17 protein-coding genes are annotated in these 17895 nt (G+C 68.3%); 12 read left to right on the top strand and 5 right to left on the bottom strand.

Annotated features, from left to right (window positions below; translation table 11 throughout):
- Positions 1-2 precede the first annotated feature (2 nt).
- The 3 genes from PMI12_RS14085 to PMI12_RS14075 are packed head-to-tail and all read left to right on the top strand — an operon-like array spanning position 3 to position 1915.
- Positions 3-962, top strand: a complete 960-nt coding sequence (locus tag PMI12_RS14085) for an MlaD family protein (protein WP_007833473.1) — start codon at positions 3-5, stop codon at positions 960-962.
- A 20-nt stretch (positions 963-982) separates the two neighbouring features.
- On the top strand, positions 983-1663 hold the full coding sequence (locus PMI12_RS14080; protein WP_007833470.1) for an ABC-type transport auxiliary lipoprotein family protein: 681 nt from the start codon (positions 983-985) through the stop codon (positions 1661-1663).
- A gap of 30 nt (positions 1664-1693) precedes the next feature.
- A complete protein-coding gene (locus PMI12_RS14075) occupies positions 1694-1915 on the top strand; it encodes a hypothetical protein (protein WP_007833468.1) in 222 nt (73 codons plus the stop codon).
- Positions 1916-1919: 4 nt separating this feature from the next.
- On the opposite strand, the gene PMI12_RS14070 is transcribed toward PMI12_RS14075, so the two are convergent.
- Positions 1920-2765, bottom strand: a complete 846-nt coding sequence (locus PMI12_RS14070) for an IclR family transcriptional regulator (RefSeq protein WP_007833466.1) — start codon at positions 2763-2765, stop codon at positions 1920-1922.
- A gap of 143 nt (positions 2766-2908) precedes the next feature.
- Between PMI12_RS14070 and PMI12_RS14065 the strand changes: the two genes are divergently transcribed.
- The 6 genes from PMI12_RS14065 to fahA all read left to right on the top strand — a co-directional run bounded on the left by PMI12_RS14065 (position 2909) and on the right by fahA (position 9488).
- Complete coding sequence (locus tag PMI12_RS14065; protein ID WP_007833464.1) at positions 2909-3868, top strand: MBL fold metallo-hydrolase; 960 nt, start codon at positions 2909-2911, stop codon at positions 3866-3868.
- Positions 3869-4006: 138 nt separating this feature from the next.
- Positions 4007-5644, top strand: coding sequence for an FAD-dependent oxidoreductase (locus PMI12_RS14060; protein WP_007833462.1), 1638 nt, complete (start codon positions 4007-4009; stop codon positions 5642-5644).
- 8 nt (positions 5645-5652) lie between these two features.
- Positions 5653-5850: a DUF2783 domain-containing protein gene (locus PMI12_RS14055; protein WP_007833460.1), complete on the top strand. Its 198-nt coding sequence runs from the start codon at positions 5653-5655 to the stop codon at positions 5848-5850.
- A 47-nt stretch (positions 5851-5897) separates the two neighbouring features.
- A complete protein-coding gene (gene hmgA / locus PMI12_RS14050; protein ID WP_007833458.1) occupies positions 5898-7211 on the top strand; it encodes a homogentisate 1,2-dioxygenase in 1314 nt (437 codons plus the stop codon).
- Positions 7208-8185, top strand: coding sequence for a Bug family tripartite tricarboxylate transporter substrate binding protein (locus PMI12_RS14045; protein WP_007833456.1), 978 nt, complete (start codon positions 7208-7210; stop codon positions 8183-8185). The genes hmgA and PMI12_RS14045 overlap by 4 nt, the downstream gene beginning before the upstream one ends.
- Before the next feature lie 37 nt (positions 8186-8222).
- A complete protein-coding gene (gene fahA, locus PMI12_RS14040) occupies positions 8223-9488 on the top strand; it encodes a fumarylacetoacetase (RefSeq protein ID WP_007833454.1) in 1266 nt (421 codons plus the stop codon).
- 126 nt (positions 9489-9614) lie between these two features.
- Here the strand turns inward: fahA and mrdA are convergent, their stop codons facing one another.
- From mrdA to PMI12_RS14020, 4 genes are all read right to left on the bottom strand, one after another.
- Positions 9615-11585 (bottom strand): penicillin-binding protein 2, encoded by a 1971-nt coding sequence (gene mrdA, locus PMI12_RS14035; protein ID WP_007833442.1) that lies wholly within the window; start codon positions 11583-11585, stop codon positions 9615-9617.
- Between the two features lie 176 nt (positions 11586-11761).
- Positions 11762-12283 (bottom strand): rod shape-determining protein MreD, encoded by a 522-nt coding sequence (gene mreD, locus PMI12_RS14030; RefSeq protein WP_007833440.1) that lies wholly within the window; start codon positions 12281-12283, stop codon positions 11762-11764.
- Entirely contained in the window at positions 12280-13239 is a 960-nt protein-coding gene (gene mreC, locus PMI12_RS14025) for a rod shape-determining protein MreC (protein ID WP_007833437.1), read from the bottom strand. The genes mreD and mreC overlap by 4 nt, the downstream gene beginning before the upstream one ends.
- An 86-nt stretch (positions 13240-13325) precedes the next feature.
- Positions 13326-14369, bottom strand: coding sequence for a rod shape-determining protein (locus tag PMI12_RS14020; protein WP_007833435.1), 1044 nt, complete (start codon positions 14367-14369; stop codon positions 13326-13328).
- 215 nt (positions 14370-14584) lie between these two features.
- Between PMI12_RS14020 and gatC the strand changes: the two genes are divergently transcribed.
- The 3 genes from gatC to gatB are packed head-to-tail and all read left to right on the top strand — an operon-like array spanning position 14585 to position 17866.
- Entirely contained in the window at positions 14585-14884 is a 300-nt protein-coding gene (gene gatC, locus PMI12_RS14015; RefSeq protein WP_007833433.1) for an Asp-tRNA(Asn)/Glu-tRNA(Gln) amidotransferase subunit GatC, read from the top strand.
- Positions 14884-16374, top strand: a complete 1491-nt coding sequence (gatA, locus tag PMI12_RS14010; RefSeq protein WP_007833431.1) for an Asp-tRNA(Asn)/Glu-tRNA(Gln) amidotransferase subunit GatA — start codon at positions 14884-14886, stop codon at positions 16372-16374. The genes gatC and gatA overlap by 1 nt, the downstream gene beginning before the upstream one ends.
- 1 nt (position 16375) lies before the next feature.
- A complete protein-coding gene (gatB, locus tag PMI12_RS14005; protein ID WP_007833429.1) occupies positions 16376-17866 on the top strand; it encodes an Asp-tRNA(Asn)/Glu-tRNA(Gln) amidotransferase subunit GatB in 1491 nt (496 codons plus the stop codon).
- Positions 17867-17895 lie beyond the last annotated feature (29 nt).

The raw sequence follows: 17895 nt of genomic DNA, 5'->3' as shown, positions 1-17895 counted from the left end.
CCATGGAAAACAAGGCCCACGCCCTCGCCGCCGGCGCCTTCGTGCTCGGCCTGATCGCCGCGCTCGTCGCGCTGGTGATCTGGTTCACGCGCGACAACACCGTGCGCAACATCTACGAGCTCTCCACGCGCGACGCCGTGAGCGGCCTGCAGCCGCAGGCGACGGTGCGCTACCGCGGCATCGCGGTGGGCAAGGTGACGTCGATCGACTTCGACCCCAAGGTCAAGGGCAATGTGCGCGTGCGCATCTCGGTCGACGAGCGGGTGCCGCTCACCACCTCCAGCTTCGCCACGCTGAGCTACCAGGGCGTGACCGGCCTGGCCTTCATCGCGCTGGACGACAAGGGCGAGTCGAACGTGGCACTGAAGCCGGACGACGACAACCCCCCGCGCATCCCGCTCAAGCCGTCGATACTGGCGCAGCTGCAGGACCGCGGCGAAGCCATCATCAACCAGGTCGAGGAAGTGACGAAGCGCGCCAACACGCTGCTGAGCGACCCCAACCAGAAGCGTGCGGCCGACGCGCTGGAGAGCATCGCGGCCGCCTCGGCCAGCGCCAACACGCTGCTGAAGACGCTGGACAACACGGTGAAGACCGGCCTGAACCCTGCGCTGACCAAGTTGCCGGACACGATGGCCTCGGTGAAGAAGGCGGCCGGCGACGTCTCGCGCGTGGCCAACAACTTCAACACCACCGTGGGCCGGCTGAACGCACCCGAAGGCCCCGTCGAACGGCTGAGCGAGGGCACCAAGGCGCTGGCGCAGGCGGTCGATTCGTTCAACGCGGCCACACTGCCGCGCGTGAACCGCGTAGCCGACGACACCTCGCACGCCGTGCGCCGGCTGGGCCGCGCGGCGGACAGCATCAACGACAACCCGCAATCGCTACTGTTCGGCAACGGCGGTGCGGCCGCGGGTCCGGGCGAACCGGGTTTCAGCGCGCCGGCCGCGACACGGCCCTGATTGAGGGAGGACCATCGACCATGAACGCCATTCGCTCCTTGATGAACCCGGCTGCCGCCGTCCTGGGCTGCGTGCTGCTGGCCGCCGGCTGCGGCGCGCTGCCCGACAAGCCCACGCGCGCCACGCTCTACGACTTTGGCCCCGGCCTGGCGGCGCCTGCCGCGGCCGCGCCCTCCTCCGCCGCCCCTCTCCCCACGCTGGCGCTGGCCGAGTTCGACAGCAACACGCGCCTGGATGGCACGCAGATCCTCTACCGGCTGGGCTACGCAGACGCCAACGAGCTGCGCCCCTACGGCCAGTCGCGCTGGAGCCTGCCGCCGGCGCAACTGCTGCGCCAGCGGCTCAGCGACACGCTGGCCGAACGCCGCACCGTGCTCGGCCCGGCAGAAAGCGCCACCATCTCGCGCAGCAAGGGCGAGGTGCCAGACATGCTGCGCATCTCGCTCGACGAATTCAGCCAGTACTTCGACTCGGCAAGCGCCAGCGTCGGCCTGGTGCGCCTGCGCGCCACGCTGGTCCGCAGCACGGCCGGCGGCGACCGCGTGCTGGGCCAGCGCGTGTTCACCGTGCGCCGCCCCGCGCCCAGCGCCGACGCGCCCGGCGGCGTGAAGGCACTGATTGCAGCCAGCGATGCCGCGGTGGCCGAGGTGGTGCAGTGGGTGGGGCAGCTGCAAGAGCAATCGCCGCAGGCGCCCCAGTAGTCACAACCTGATGGACGGAGGATCGATCCCATGAACGCGACACGCATCGTCGGCATCCTGCTGATCGTGGGCGGCATTGCCGTCCTGGGCCTCGGCAGCTTCAGCTTCACCAAGGAAACTCATCAGGCCAAGCTGGGCCCGCTGGAGCTCTCGATGAAGGAGAAGCAGACCGTCAACCTCCCGGCCTGGGCCGGCGTGGCCGCCATCGTGGTGGGCGGCGCGCTGGTGCTGCTGGGCGGCAGGAAGGGCTGAACCTTCAGCCCGGGGTGGCCGGCGCAGGGGTGGCGCCCAGCCGCTGCGACACCGTGCCCGCGCAAGCCTTGAGCGCACGGGAAATCTCGCCATCCCACGCGGTATCGAAGATGCCCGCCGGGCCGATGGCGGTCAGGGCCAGCACGATGGCACCGGTGTGGTCGAAGACGGGCGCGGCCATGGCGCTGACACCCTGGATGACCTCGCCGTCGGAGCGGCTGATGCCGTGCGTGCGCACTTCCTGCAGCTGGCGCTCGAAATCGCTCCACGACGGCAGAGGCTGCACCGGCGGCATGCCGGCGGGCGGGTTCGGCTCTGCCCCCTTGCGCTGGCCCCGGCGCTGGCGCTCTTCCTCGAGCAGCTGGCGCACCGCGTCGGCATCGAGGTAGGCGGCGAACACCCGGCCCGAAGCCGTGTTGGTCAGCGAGAACACCGTGCCGTGCCGCATGTTCACGTGCACCGGCGACGGCGACTCGGCCGTGCGCACGATGGTCGCGCCGCGCGCGCCCCACACGGCCAGCGCCACGGTGTGGCCGGTCTGCTGGGCCAACTGGCCGATCAGCGGGGTGGCGATGTGCACCGGGTCAGCCTGCTGCAGGCTGATGAGGCCCAGTTGCAAGGCGAGCGGGCCAAGCAGATAGTGGCCGCTGGCGCGGTCCTGCTCGATCAGGCCCAGGCGCCCGAAGCTGACCATGTACGGATGCGCCTTGGCGGCCGTCATGTCGGCCTCGCGCGCAAGGTCCTTCAGCGCCATGGGCCGGCCGTGGTGCACCAGCGCGCGCAGCAGCTGGCCGCCGACTTCGATGCTCTGGATGCCGCGCTGGGCGCGGTCGGTGTCATTGGCTGCCATGGCCGGCCTCGCCTTCTGGTCGTTCGTTCATGAAGAAGGGATTAGACATTAACTGATCCGCGGTTTACACTGCGGAAATTCGTTAACCGCGAATTCGTTTGCTTTAAACGAATCAAAGACCCACCCACCGACGGAGACACCCGATGAGCCAAGCCAAGAAATTCGCCAGCCAGGCCGACATGGAAGAGAAAAAGGTCACCTTCAGCCAGATCTCGGAACATGCCTGGGCCTACACCGCCGAGGGCGACCCGAACACCGGCATCGTCATCGGCGACGACTGCGTGCTGGTGGCCGACACCCAGGCCACGCCCGCCATGGCGGCCGACGTGGTGCGCCGCATCCGCGAAGTGACCGACAAGCCCATCAGGTACGTGGTGCTCACGCACTATCACGCGGTGCGCGTGCTGGGCGCAGCGGGTTACGGTGCCGAGCACATCCTGGCCAGCCAGGACACGCGCGACCTGATCGTGGAGCGCGGCGAGGAAGACAAGGCCAGCGAGATCGGCCGCTTCCCGCGCCTGTTCCAGAACGTCGAGACCGTGCCGCCGGGCCTGACCTGGCCCACCATGACCTTCACCGGCAAGATGACGCTGTGGCTCGGCAAGCTGGAAGTGCAGCTGATCCAGCTGGGCCGCGGCCACACCAAGGGCGACACCGTCGTCTGGCTGCCGCAGGAGCGCACGCTGCTGTCGGGCGACCTGGTCGAGTTCGGCGCCACCCCGTACGCCGGCGACGCCTATTTCAAGGACTGGCCGCAGACGCTGGACAACATCGCCGCGCTCAAGCCCGTGGCGCTGGTGCCGGGCCGCGGCGCCGCGCTGACCACGCCGGCCCAGGTGGCCGAGGGCCTGACGGGCACGCGCAACTTCATCTCCGACGTGTACGCCAGCGTGCAGGAGGGCGTGAAGGCCGGGCGCGACCTGAACACGGTCTACAAGGACACGTACGCAAAGCTCAAGCCCAAATACAGCCAGTGGGTGATCTTCGACCACTGCATGCCGTTCGACGTGAGCCGGGCGTACGACGAAGCCTCGGGCCATGCAGACCCGCGCGTGTGGACGGCGCAGCGCGACATTGACATGTGGAAGGCCCTCGAAGGCTGATCCCGCATTGCTCCCTCCCCCGCTGGGGGAGGGCTGGGGTGGGGGCAGGCAGAGCGCCAGTTTCGAGCGCCGTCGAGCCCCCATCCCGACCTTCCCCCAACGGGGGAAGGAGCAAGACAAAAGACACGGAGACAACACGTGATCGACTATCAAAGTCTGCGCTTCGACTACCGCCGCCACGCCGACCAGGACGCTGCCACACCCGCCCATCACCCCGTGGTGATCGTCGGCGCCGGCCCCGTCGGCCTCGCGCTCGCCGTCGACCTCGCGCTGCGGCAGGTGCCCGTGGTGCTGCTGGACAACGACAACACCCTGTCCAGCGGCTCGCGCGCCATCTGCTTTGCCAAGCGCACGCTCGAAGTGTTCGACCGCCTCGGCTGCGGCGACCGCATGGTCGACAAGGGCGTATCGTGGAACGTCGGCAAGGTGTTCTTCCACGACGAGCAGGTCTATCGCTTCGACCTGCTGCCCGAGCCCGGCCACGAGCGCCCGGCCTTCATCAACCTGCAGCAGTACTACGTCGAGGGCTACCTCGTCGAACGCGCGGCCACGCTGCCGCTGATCGACCTGCGCTGGAACAACAAGGTCACCGGCATCGCGCAGCGCGGCGACGGCGCGGTGCTCACCGTGGAGACGCCCGAAGGCAGCTACCAACTGCAGGCCGGCTACGTCGCCGCCTGCGACGGCTCGCGCTCCAACCTGCGCCAGCTGCTGGGCCTGGAAGCCAAGGGCCGCGTGTTCCGCGACCGCTTCCTGATCGCCGACATCACGATGGACGCGCACCTGCCGACCGAGCGCCGCTTCTGGTTCGACCCGTCGTTCCATCCGGGCCAGAGCGTGCTGCTGCACAAGCAGGCCGACGGCATGTGGCGCATCGACTTCCAGCTCGGCTGGGACGCCGACCCGGTGGAAGAACGCAAGCCCGAGAACATCACGCCGCGCGTGCGCGCGCTGCTCGACAGCATCGGCTTCGAGGGTGTGCAGTTCCAGATCGGCTGGGCCAGCGTCTACACCTTCGCCTGCCAGCGCATGGAGCACTTCCGCCAAGGCCGCGTGCTGTTCGCGGGCGACTCGGCGCACGGCGTGTCGCCCTTCGGCGCACGCGGCGCCAATTCGGGCGTGCAGGATGCGGACAACCTGGGCTGGAAGCTCGCGGCCGTGGTGCAGGGCCACGCGCCCGACACGCTGCTCGACAGCTACGCCAGCGAGCGCGAATACGCGGCCGACGAGAACATCCGCAACTCCACCCGTGCCACCGACTTCATCACGCCCAAGAGCGAGGTGAGCCGCCTGTTCCGCGACGCGGTGCTGGAGCTGACGAAGCGCCACGCCTTTGCACGCACGCTGGTCAACAGCGGACGGCTGTCGGTGGCCACGGTGCTGCGCGATTCGCCTTTGAACACGGCCGATGCCGACACCTTCTCGGGCGCGATGGTGCCAGGCGCCGCGGCGGCCGACGCGCCGGTGGTGCATGCGGACGGCAGCACCGGCTGGCTGCTGCGCGAATGCCACGTCTCGCAATTCACCGCGCTGGTTTTCGGCGAGGGCGAGGCGGCCGAGCGCAGCCTGGGCGAGCTCAAGGCCTGCGACCTGCCGCTGCACGTGGTGCGCGTCGAGGACGGCGCCCGGGGCAGCGAACTCGCCGCGCAGCGCTACGACGCCCGGCCCGGCACCGTGTACCTGCTGCGGCCCGACCAGCATGTGTGCGCGCGCTGGCGCCAGCCCGCGGCGGCGGACATCCGCGCGGCCATCGACCGCGCACTCGCAAAGGCGTGAAGAACACCATGCAGCAACAACACCTGATCACCGCGCCGAACCTCGACGCCCCCGACGATTTCTACGAAGCGCTCATCGAGGCGCACCAGGGGCTCTCGACCGAGGAGAGCCACGCCTTCAACGCGCGCCTCGTACTCGTGCTGGCCAACCACGTCGGTTCGCTGGCCGTGCTGCGCGAAGCCTTCGACGCGGCCCGCGCGGGCTGAGCACCACCGCATTCCAACCTCATCGCGACTCCCGAAAGAGCAAGCACATGACCCAAGCAACCCGGTCCCCCGAACGGCGCTACCAGAGCGGCTTCGGCAACGAATATGCCTCCGAGGCCGTGCCCGGCGCGCTGCCGCAGGGCCGCAACAGCCCGCAGCGCGGCCCCTTCGACCTCTACACCGAGCTGATCTCGGGCACCGCCTTCACCGCGCCGCGCCACGAGAACCGTCGCACCTGGCTGTATCGCCGCCAGCCGTCGGTGGTGTCGGGCCGCTACCAGCCGTACGCGCAGCCGCTGTGGAGCACCGGCGCCGACCGCGAGGTCGCGCTGCCGCCGGAGCCGCTGCGCTGGCACCCGCAGCCGCTGGACGAAGCGGCGGCCAAGGCCGACTTCATCGACGGCATGCGCACCATCGCGGCCAATGGCGACGCCGAATCGCAGGTCGGCATCGGCTCGCTGATGTACCTCGCGGGCCGCTCGATGGAGCGCCGCGCCTTCGTCAACGCCGACGGCGAGATGCTGGTGGTGCCGCAGCAGGGCCGCCTCGTCATCACCACCGAACTCGGCGTGCTCGACGTGAAGCCCGGCGAGATCGCGCTGCTGCCGCGCGGCATGGCCTTCAAGGTGGCGTTGCCTGACGGCCTCTCGCGCGGCTACGTCTGCGAGAACTACGGCGCGCACTTCCGCCTGCCCGAACTCGGCCCGATCGGCTCGAACGGCCTGGCCAACGCGCGCGACTTCCAGGCGCCGGTGGCGGCCTTCGAATCGGAAGAAGGCGCCTACGAAATCGTCAAGAAATTCGGCGGCCGCTTCTGGCAGGCGCCGATGAAGCAGTCGCCCTTCAACGTGGTCGCCTGGCACGGCAACCTCTCGCCGGTGAAGTACGACACGGCGCACTTCATGGTGATCGGCTCGATCAGCTTCGACCATCCCGATCCGTCGATCTTCACCGTGCTGACCTCGCCGAGCGACACGCCCGGCACCGCCAACTGCGACTTCGTGATCTTCCCGCCGCGCTGGATGGTGATGGAGAACACCTTCCGCCCGCCGTGGTTCCACCGCAACCTGATGAGCGAGTTCATGGGCCTGGTGCTGGGCGAGTACGACGCCAAGCCGGGCGGCTTCAAGCCCGGCGGCGCGAGCCTGCACAACTGCATGGTGCCGCACGGCCCCGACGAGGAAGCCTTCGACAAAGCCACGCACGCCGACCTCAAGCCGCACAAGCTCGACAACACGCTGGCCTTCATGTTCGAGAGCCGCTATCGCTTCGTGCCGACGAACTTCGCGCTGAAGAGCCCGGCGCTCGACACGGACTACGCCGATTGCTGGGCCGGCCTCAAGGACCAGTTCAAGGCATGACGAAGACACCGTTCACCCTCACGCGCCGCGCTGCGGCCGTGGCATTGCTGGCCGCGCCCCTGTTCGCGCAGGCCGCCGACTACCCCTCGAAGCCCATCCGCTTCATCGTGCCCTATACACCCGGCGGCACCACCGACCTGGTGGCACGCACCGTGGGCCAGAAGGTGTCGGAAAAACTGGGCCAGCCGGTGCTGATCGACAACCGCGGCGGCGCGGGCGGCAACATCGGCATGGACGCGGTGGCCAAGGCCCCGCCAGATGGCTACACCATTGGCTTCGGCGCGATCTCGACCAATGCGCTGAACCCGCACATCTACAAGTCGATGGCCTTCGATCCGCGCAAGGACTTCACCGCCATCAGCCTGCTGGGCACCTCGACCATCGTGCTCGAAGTGCCGGCGGCCTCGGCCGTGAAGTCGGTGCCCGAGCTGATCGCGGCCGCGAAGAAGAACCCCGGCCTGCCCTACGCCACCGCGGGCGCCGGCACCTCGATGAACCTGGCCGGCGTGATGTTCGCGCAGATGACCGGCACCGAGTTCGTGCACGTGGCCTACAAAGGCAGCGGCCCGGCCATCACCGACATGCTGGGCAACAACATCGGCGTGATGTTCGACAACCTGCCGGCCTCGCTGCCGCACATCCAGGCTGGCAAGCTGCGCGCGCTGGCGGTGGCGGGGCCGAGCCGCTCGCCCTCGCTGCCCGACGTGCCGACGATGGCCGAGGCGGGCCTGAAGGGCTACGCGCTGGAGCCGTGGTTCGGCGTGTACGGGCCGGCGAAGCTGCCGGCACCGGTCGTGAAGGCGCTGAACGAAGCCTTCGTCGAGGCGCTCGCGATGCCCGACGTGAAGGCCAAGCTGGCACAGGCCGGCTTCTCGCCGCGCGGCTCGACGCCGCATGAGCTGGCGACGCTGACCGAGACCGAATACCAGCGCCTGGGTGACGTGGCCAAGAAGGCCGGCATGACCGCAGACTGATCAGACAGACAAACAGACATCGAGCAGAAAGACATCCATGACCGCACTGAACGCCACCCATGACCCGAAGCTGCGCAGCTGGGTCGCCTCGGCCAATGAAGCCGGCTGCGACTTCCCGATCCAGAACCTGCCCTTCGGCCGCTTCCGCTTCGCCGGCAGCAATGAAGCCTTCCGCATCGGCGTCGCCATCGGCGACCAGGTGCTGGACCTGCGCGCGGCAGGCCTGGTCGACACCGATGACATGAACGCGCTGATGGAAGCCGGCACCCAGGAGCGCCAGGCCCTGCGCGCCGCCATCTCCGCCGGCCTCGCCGAAGGCAGCGAGAAGCAGGCGGCCTGGTCGAAGGCGCTGCTGCCGCAGGCCAAGGCCGAGATGACGGTGCCCTGCCGCATCGGCGACTACACCGACTTCTACACCGGCATCCACCACGCGACCACCATCGGCAAGCTGTTCCGCCCCGACCAGCCGCTGATGCCCAACTACAAGTGGGTGCCTATCGGGTATCACGGCCGCGCCTCGTCCATCGGCGTGAGCGGCCAGGTCTTCAAGCGCCCGCAGGGCCAGACCAAGGCGCCCGACGCGGCCGAGCCGAGCTTCGGCCCGTCGAAGCGGCTGGATTACGAGCTGGAGCTGGGCTTCTTCATCGGCCGTGGCAACGCGCAGGGCGAGCCCATCGCCATCGCCGATGCCGAGGAACACCTGTTCGGCGTGACACTGCTCAACGACTGGTCGGCACGCGACCTGCAGGCCTGGGAATACCAGCCGCTCGGCCCCTTCCTCTCGAAAAACTTCGCGAGCACGCTGTCGCCCTGGATCGTGACGATGGAGGCGCTGGCGCCCTTCCGCGCGAAATTCGAGCGTCCCGCCGGAGACCCGCAGCCGCTGCCGTACCTCGACTCGGCGTCGAACCGCGAGAGCGGCGCGCTCGACATCACGCTCGAAGTGCTGCTGCAGACCGCGAAGATGCGCGCCGAGGGCGTCGCGCCCGTGCGCCTCACGCGCGGCAACACCACCGAGGCCGCCTACTGGACAGCCGCGCAGCTGGTCGCGCACCACACGGTGAACGGCTGCAACCTGCAACCGGGCGACCTGCTGGGATCGGGCACGCTGTCGGGCCCCGAGGCCGACGAAGCCGGCTCGCTGATCGAGCTGACGCTGGGCGGCAAGCAACCGATCACGCTGCCGAACGGCGAGAAGCGCACGTTCCTGGAGGACGGAGATACGCTGGTGATGCGTGGCTGGTGCGAACGTGACGGTGCGGTGCGCATCGGCCTGGGTGAAGTCACCGGCACCGTGGTCTGACGTCTTGTCCCCTCTCCCTCTGGGAGAGGGCCAGGGTGAGGGCAGCCGGCCTTGCAACATCGCGCGGACTTCATTGCCGCTCACCCTCACCCCAACCCTCTCCCCAAGGGGAGAGGGAGCAGGAGATCAGGGCGCGGCTGCAGGAGTCGCCGCAGCGGCAGGCCATGCCACTTCGCTCGCCACGCGCGGCTTGCCCATCGGCGCGGCGGCCTTGCCGATCTTGATCGCGGCCATGTCGGCTTCGCTCGGGTATTGGTCCATCAACCAGTAGTCGAACACGCGGCGCGCAATGGGCGCCGCGGCGCCGGCGCCCCAACCCGCGTTTTCCACGATCACCGCGACCGCGATCTTCGGATCGTTCACCGGTGCGAAGGCCATGAACAGCGCATGGTCGCGCTGATGCTCTTCGAGTGCGCGCGCGTTGTACTTGGTGTTCTGCGCCTGCGTCACCGCCTGCGCCGTGCCTGTCTTGCCGGCCGCCTGGTAGCCCGCGCCCGCGAACACACCGCGCGCGGTGCCGCTGGTGACCACGCTGGTCAGGCCCTCACGGACCACCGCCACGTTGGCTGCCGCAAAGCCGAGGTTTTCCGCCGGGGGCTGGGGCAGCGGAACCACCTGCCCGCTCACCGTGTTGCGCGTGGCCAGCACGAGGTGCGGCTTGTGCTTCATGCCCCCGTCGGCCACGATGGACGTGGCCTGCGCGAGCTGCAGCATCGTGAAGGCGTTGTAGCCCTGGCCGATGCCCAGCGAGATGGTCTCTCCCGCGTACCATTTTTTCTGCTCGGGCCGCTTGTAGGTGTTGCGCTTCCACTCGGTGCTCGGCAGCACACCGCGCACTTCGCCGCCCAGGTCGATGCCGGTGATCTGGCCGAAGCCCAGCGGCTTCATGAAGTCGTGGATCAGGTCCACGCCCATCTCGTTGGCCAACGAGTAGTAGTAGATGTTGCTCGACAGCTGGATCGAGCGGCGCATGTCGACGCCCCCGATGTTGCCTTCAGGGCTGCCGAAGCGGTGGCCGCCGAAGTTGAAATAGCCCGGGTCGTTGATCACCACGCTGGGCCCGCGCTTGCCCGTCTGCAGCGCGGCGAGCGCCATGAAGGGCTTGTAGGTCGAGCCGGGCGGGTAGGTGCCGCGCAGCGCGCGGTTCAGCAGCGGCTTGTCGATGGACTCGGTCAGCGCCGCCCAGCTTTCGTTGTCGATGCCTTCGACGAACAGGTTCGGGTCGAAGGTGGGCTTGCTTACGAAGGCCAGCACCTCGCCGGTCTTGGGGTCGATGGCCACCAGCGCGCCGCGGCGGTCGCCGAACATGTCTTCCACCAGCTTCTGCAGCTTGATGTCGAGAGACAGCATCACCGTGTTGCCCGGCGTGGCGGGGTGGCTCGCGAGCCGGCGCACGGCGCGCCCGCCGGCCGAGGTTTCCATCTGTTCCACGCCGGTCTGGCCGTGCAGCGTCTTCTCGTAGCTCTGCTCGATGCCGAGCTTGCCGATGTAGTCGGTGCCCTTGTAGTTGGCCTGGTCTTCCTCGTCCCAGTCTTCCATTGCGGTCTTCTCGCGCTGGTTGATGCGGCCGATGTAGCCGAGCACGTGCGAGGCCAGCTCCCCCTGCGGGTAGTTGCGGAACAGGCGCGCCTTGATCTCCACGCCCGGAAAGCGGTAGCGCTGCGCCGCGAAGCGCGCGACTTCCTCGTCGCTCAGGCGGGTGCGGATCGGAATGGAGTCGAAGCTGCGCGAATCCTCGCGCAGGCGCTTGAAGCGGCGGCGGTCGCGCGGCGAGACTTCGAGCACCTGCGTCAGGCTGTCGATGGTTTCCTCGACGTCGCCCACCTTCGAGGGCGTGATCTCCAGCGTGTAGGCCGAGTAGTTGGAGGCCAGCACGATGCCGTTGCGGTCGAGGATCAGCCCCCGGTTGGGCACCACCGGCACGATGGCCGTGCGGTTGCTCTCGGCCTGCTCGGCCAGGTCTTCGTGGCGCACGACCTGCAGGTACACCAGCCGCGCGCACAGCAGGCCGAAGGCAAACAGTACGGCAAGACCGATGACGATCACGCGGCGCTTGAAGCGCGCAAGGTCGGCGGCTACGTTGCGGATTTCGGTCATGGCGGAGGGAGCTTAGGCGCGCGCAGGTGCGATGGCAAATGCGCCTCCCGAGCCGAACGGAAGCGGCGCGGATTCATCGCGAAACACCGCGGAACGGGCTTTGCCCGGCCGCTGGTGTTGCCCCCGGCGAGGGGGTTGGCGAAGCGACACGAAGTGCGCGAAGCCTGGGGGAGAGCTCATAGCGGACGGTTCTCGTCGGGTTCCGGGGTGCGGCGCTGTGGTGCGAGCAGCAAGGCAGTGACCAGTGGCCAGAGCGCAGCCTCGATGGCAGGCGAGACCAGCACCGTCCAGCCCGGGAACACGCCGCCGCCGACCATCCGCGTGATGACCTCGATCAGCTGCGACAGCGCGAACAGCGGCAGCACCTGCAGCGCCTGCGACGCCACCGGGTACCAGAGCAGGCGCCGGTGGATGGTGATCGCAAAGAAACCCAGCGTCGTATAGGCCAGCGCGTGCTGGCCCAGCATCGAGGCCTGGTGCACGTCCATGCACAGCCCGAACACGAAGGCCGCGCCGACGCCCACGCGTGCGGGCTGGTGCACGCCCCAGAACACGATCACCAGCGCCAGCAGGTCGGGCATCCAGACGGCGCGGCCGATGGGAATCATGTTGACGAGCAGCGCCACGATGAGGCTCGACCACATGAAGACGGGGCTGACGGGCAGCAGGAGCTGCTGCTGGCCGGGACGCTTGATCATTGGCGCGCTCCCGGCTTCTTCTCGTTCTTGCCCGCGCCGGGCTTGCCTTCAGGCCGCTTGCGCTGCGTGGCCGCCGCGGGCGCGGGCGGCGGCGCCATCGGGGCACCGGTGGGTTCGAGCACCAGCACGTAGCGCGCGGCCGTCACGTGGGCCAGCGGCACGCAGTAGATGCGGGCGAAGGCGGAGTCGGCGCGGCGCTCGATGCGCTCGATCTTCGCCACCGGCAGGCCGGCGGGATAGATGCCGTCGACGCCGCTGGTGGAGAGCAGGTCGCCCTCCTGCAGGTCGGCGTTGGCGGCCATGAAGCGCAGCTCCAGCCCGCCACCGTGGGCCGAGGCGTCGCCGAAGGCCACGCTGCGCACGCCGGTACGGGTGTTCTGCACGGGAATGGAAAGGTCGCGGTCGATCACCAGCGTGACCTCGCTCGTGAAGGGCAGCACCTGCGTGACCTGGCCGAGCACGCCGCGCGCGTCGATCACCGGCGAGCCGGGCGCCACGCCCTGGGTCATGCCCTGGTCGATGACGATCTTGCGGGTGTAGGGGTCGGCCGCGTCGTAGAGCACCTCCGCCGCGCGGCCCGGCGTCGTGGTGGTCTGGCGCAGTTCGAGCAGTTCGCGCAGGCGGGCGTTGTCCTGCGTCAGCGTGTCGGCCTGGGCGGCGCGTTCGGCCTGCATCATCAGCGCCTTGCGCGCGTCTTCCTCGTTGCGCTGGGCGGTCTGCAAGTCTTCGAGGTAGCGCCCGCCGCCGAGCACCGCCTGCACCGGCTTCATCGCCACCCATTGCACCGGGTAGAGCACCGCGCCGATACCCGCACGGATCGGCTGCACGATGCGGAAGCGTGAATCGGCCACCATGAGGAACAGGGCGAGCGCGCCGAAGAAGATCAGCTTGCTGAGTGCCGACTGCCCCTGGTTGAACAGGGGTGGCGCTGTGCGATCGAGCGTGCCCAGAGGCATGAATTCAGACCCGGCGGTGGTGCGGAATCAAATAACAAAAAGCCGGCCTGCGCAAGCAGAGGCCGGCCGATGATGGCTTTCGCGTTTTACTCGCTCGTGAAGATGCTGCCGAGACGGTCCATGCGCTCCAGCGCGATGCCGCAGCCGCGCACCACGCAGGTCAGCGGGTCTTCGGCCACCAGCACCGGCAGGCCGGTTTCCTCGGCCAGCAGGCGGTCGAGGTCGCGCAGCAGCGCGCCGCCGCCGGTCAGCATCATGCCGCGCTCGGCGATGTCGGCGCCCAGCTCGGGCGGCGTCTGTTCCAGCGCGTTCTTCACGGCCGAGACGATGTTGTTGAGCGGATCGGTCAGGGCTTCCAGCACTTCGTTGCTGCTGATGGTGAAGCTGCGCGGCACGCCTTCGGACAGGTTGCGGCCCTTGACTTCCATCTCCTTGACTTCGGAGCCCGGGAAGGCCGAGCCGATGTTCTTCTTGATGACTTCGGCCGTCGGCTCGCCGATCAGCATGCCGTAGTTGCGGCGGATGTAGTTGATGATGGCTTCGTCGAAGCGGTCGCCGCCCACGCGCACGGAGCCCTTGTAGACCATGCCGCCCAGGCTGATGACGCCCACCTCGGTGGTACCGCCGCCGATGTCCACCACCATCGAGCCCGAGGCTTCGCTGACGGGCAGGCCGGCGCCGATGGCTGCAGCCATGGGTTCCTCGATGAGGTAGACGGAGGTGGCGCCTGCCGCCTCGGCCGCGTCCTTGATGGCGCGGCGCTCGACCTGGGTGGAGCCGCAGGGCACGCAGATGATGATGCGCGGGCTCGGCGTGAGCAGCGTGCGCGGGTGCACCATCTTGATGAACTGCTTGATCATCTGCTCGGTGATCACGAAGTCGGCGATCACGCCGTCCTTCATCGGGCGGATCGCCTCGATGTTGCCGGGCACCTTGCCCAGCATGGCCTTGGCTTCGCGGCCGACGGCCTGGATCACCTTCTTGCCGTGGGGGCCGCCTTCGTGGCGGATCGCGACAACCGAGGGTTCGTCCAGCACGATGCCCTTGTTGCGGGCGAATATCAGGGTGTTGGCGGTGCCGAGGTCGATCGCAAGGTCGGTGGAAAAGTACCGACGGAAAGCTCCAAACATGTGCGGAATCCTCTGAGCACGGCCTGCGCATCGGCAGGTCGTCGCTCTATTTTTTGGGTCGTGTGACGGGGTGAATTGATCGTTTTTGGCGCAAAAGCCGGCGTGTTCGCGGGGGTTGCGGCAAAGGCGGGATAATAACCGAATCCCCTCTGATTCCTGTATTAGCACCCGTTTCGGCGTGCGATTACCCCCGCTTTTTTGGGCCGTCCCGACCTATGTCACTCTCCGCTTCAGATATTGCGCGCATTGCCTCGCTGGCGAGGCTGCAGCTTGCTTCCGGTGAAAGCGAGCGCATGCTCAGCCAGATCAACGGCTTCTTCGATTTAGTCGAACGTATGCGTTCCGTGGACACCACCGGCGTCGAGCCGCTGGCCCATCCCGTGGCCGCGCTCGAAGACATCACGCTGCGCCTGCGCGACGACGTGGTGAGCGAACCGAACAACCGCGAAGCCAACCAGAAGAGCGCCCCGGCCGTCGAAGCCGGCCTGTTCCTCGTGCCGAAGGTGATCGAATAATGAGCGGCGAACAATTGCACCAGATGGGCGTGGTCGCCCTGGCCCGCGCCCTGGCCGAACGCAGGGTCTCGGCCGTCGAAGCCTCGCAGGCGTTCCTGGGCCGCATGAAGGCGCACGAATCGCTGGGCACTTTTGTCGACATCAATGAAGAAGTCACGCTGGCCCAGGCCCGCGCCGCCGACACACTGATCGCCAAGGGCAATGCCCCCGCACTGGCCGGCGTGCCGATCGCGCACAAGGACATCTTCGTCACCACCGATTTCGCCACCACCGCCGGCTCGAAGATGCTCGCGGGCTACCGCTCACCCTTCGACGCGACCGTGGTGCGCCGCCTGGCCGAAGCTGGTGCAGTCACGCTTGGCAAGCTCAGCTGCGACGAGTTCGCGATGGGCTCGGCCAACGAGAACGTCGCCGTGCCCGCCGTCGGCCACGACACCGCCGTGCCGGTGCAGAACCCGTGGAACCGCGAGCGCATTCCGGGCGGCTCGTCCGGCGCCAGCGCGGCGGCCGTCGCGGCACGCCTGGCCCCCGCGGCCACGGGCACCGACACCGGCGGCTCGATCCGCCAGCCCGCGTCGTTCTGCGGCGTGACCGGCATCAAGCCGACCTACGGCCGCGCCTCGCGCTACGGCATGGTGGCCTTCGCATCGAGCCTCGACCAGGCCGGCCCGATGGCCCGCTCGGCCGAAGACTGCGCGCTGCTGCTGTCGGCCTTCTGCGGCCCCGATCTCGACCGCGATTCGACCTCGCTCGACAAGCCCGCCGAGAACTTCGGCCGCTCGCTGAACGACTCGCTCGACGGCCTGCGCATCGGTGTGCCGAAGGAGTTCTTCGGCGAAGGCGTGGCGCCCGGCGTGCGCGCGGCCATCGATGCGGCGCTCTCGCAGTACGAGAAGCTCGGCGCGAAGCGCGTCGAGGTGAGCCTGCCGCGCACCGAGCTGTCGATTCCGGTGTACTACATCCTCGCCGCGGCCGAGGCCTCGAGCAACCTGAGCCGCTTCGACGGCGTCAAGTTCGGCCACCGCGCGAAGCAGTACAAGGACCTCGCCGACATGTATGAGAAGACGCGCGCCGAAGGCTTCGGCGACGAAGTGAAGCGCCGCATCATGATCGGCACCTACGTGCTCTCGCACGGCTACTACGACGCCTACTACCTGCAGGCGCAGAAAGTGCGCCGCATGATCGCCGACGACTTCCAGCAGGCCTTCAAGCAGTGCGACGTGATCGCCGGCCCCGCCGCGCCCACCACCGCCTGGAAGATCGGCGAGCACGGCGGCGACCCCGTGGCCGACTACCTCGCCGACATCTTCACGCTGCCCGCATCGCTGGCCGGCCTGCCCGGCATGAGCGTGCCTGCGGGCTTCGACGGCGGCATGCCCGTGGGCCTGCAGCTGATCGGCAACTACTTCGGCGAAGCGAAGCTGCTGAACGCGGCGCACCGCTTCCAGCAGGCCACGGACTGGCACGCACGCACGCCGGGGGGCTTTTGAGATGAGCGAAACCGTGAACACATTCGAAGCACAACAACAGGGCCGCCCGACCGGCCCGCTGGTGCGCGGCTATGAAGTCATCATCGGCTTCGAGACGCACGCGCAGCTGTCGACCGCGAGCAAGATCTTCAGCCGCGCCTCCACCGCCTTCGGCGCCGAGCCCAACACGCAGGCCTGCGCGGTCGACCTCGCGCTGCCCGGCACGCTGCCCGTGATGAACAAGGGCGCGGTCGAACGCGCCATCAAGCTCGGCCTGGCGCTGGGCTCGCACATCGCGCCGCGCAGCGTGTTTGCGCGCAAGAACTACTTCTACCCCGACCTGCCCAAGGGCTACCAGATCAGCCAGTTCGAGATTCCCGTGGTACAGGGCGGCACGGTGTCGTTCTTCCTCGGCGAAGAGCAGAAGACCGTGCGCCTCGTGCGCGCCCACCTCGAAGAAGACGCGGGCAAGTCGCTGCACGAGGACTTCATCGGCCAGAGCGGCATCGACCTGAACCGCGCCGGCACGCCGCTGCTTGAAATCGTGACCGAGCCCGACATGCGCTCCACCGCCGAGGCCGTGGCCTATGCGAAGGAACTGCACAAGATCGTCACCTGGATCGGCATCTGCGACGGCAACATGCAGGAAGGCAGCTTCCGCTGCGACGCCAACGTGTCGGTGCGCAAGCCCGGCGACAAGCTAGGCACGCGCCGCGAGATCAAGAACCTGAACAGCTTCAAGTTCATGCAACAGGCGATCGACTACGAGATCCGCTGGCAGATCGAGGAGATCGAGGACGGCCGCAAGATCGAGCAGGCCACCGTGCTGTTCAACCCCGACACCGGCGAGACGCGCGCGATGCGCGCCAAGGAAGACTCGGCCGACTACCGTTACTTCCCCGACCCGGACCTGCCGCCGCTGGTCATCGCTGCCGACTGGATCGAGCGCGTGAAGGCCACCATGCCCGAGCTGCCGCGCGCGATGGCCGAGCGCTATGTGCGCGAGCACGGCCTGTCGGCATACGACGCCGCCCAGCTCACGCAGAGCGCTGCGCTGGCCGCCTACTTCGACGAAGCCGTGAACGCGGGCGCCACGCCCAAGCTCGCGAGCAACTGGATCACCGGCGAGATGGCGCGCCGCCTGAACGCCGCCGAGATCGGCATCGAGGCCGCGCCGGTGAAGGCGCAGCAGCTGGCCCAACTGGTGAAGCGCATCGCCGACGGCACACTGCCGAACAACGCCGCGCGCCAGGTGTTCGACGCGCTGTGGACCGGCGAAGGCAGCGATGTCGACGCGATCATCGAGGCCAAGGACCTGAAGCCGATGGCCGACACCGGCGCGCTCGACAGGATCCTCGACGAGGTGATCGCGAAGAACGCCAAGAACGTCGAGGAATACCGCGGCGGCAAAGAGAAGGCGCTCAACGCCCTCGTGGGCCAGGTCATGAAGGCCAGCGGCGGCAAGGCCAATCCGGCGCAAGTCACCGAGTTGCTCAAGGCGAAGCTCGGCTAAGGCCCTTCGGGAAACACCGCGGAACCGGC

The sequence above is a fragment of the Variovorax sp. CF313 genome (genome assembly GCF_000282635.1).
GTDB lineage: Bacteria > Pseudomonadota > Gammaproteobacteria > Burkholderiales > Burkholderiaceae_C > Variovorax.
The sequence above is the reverse complement of the archived record's forward strand: the minus strand, read 5'-3'. Positions and strand labels throughout refer to the sequence as shown.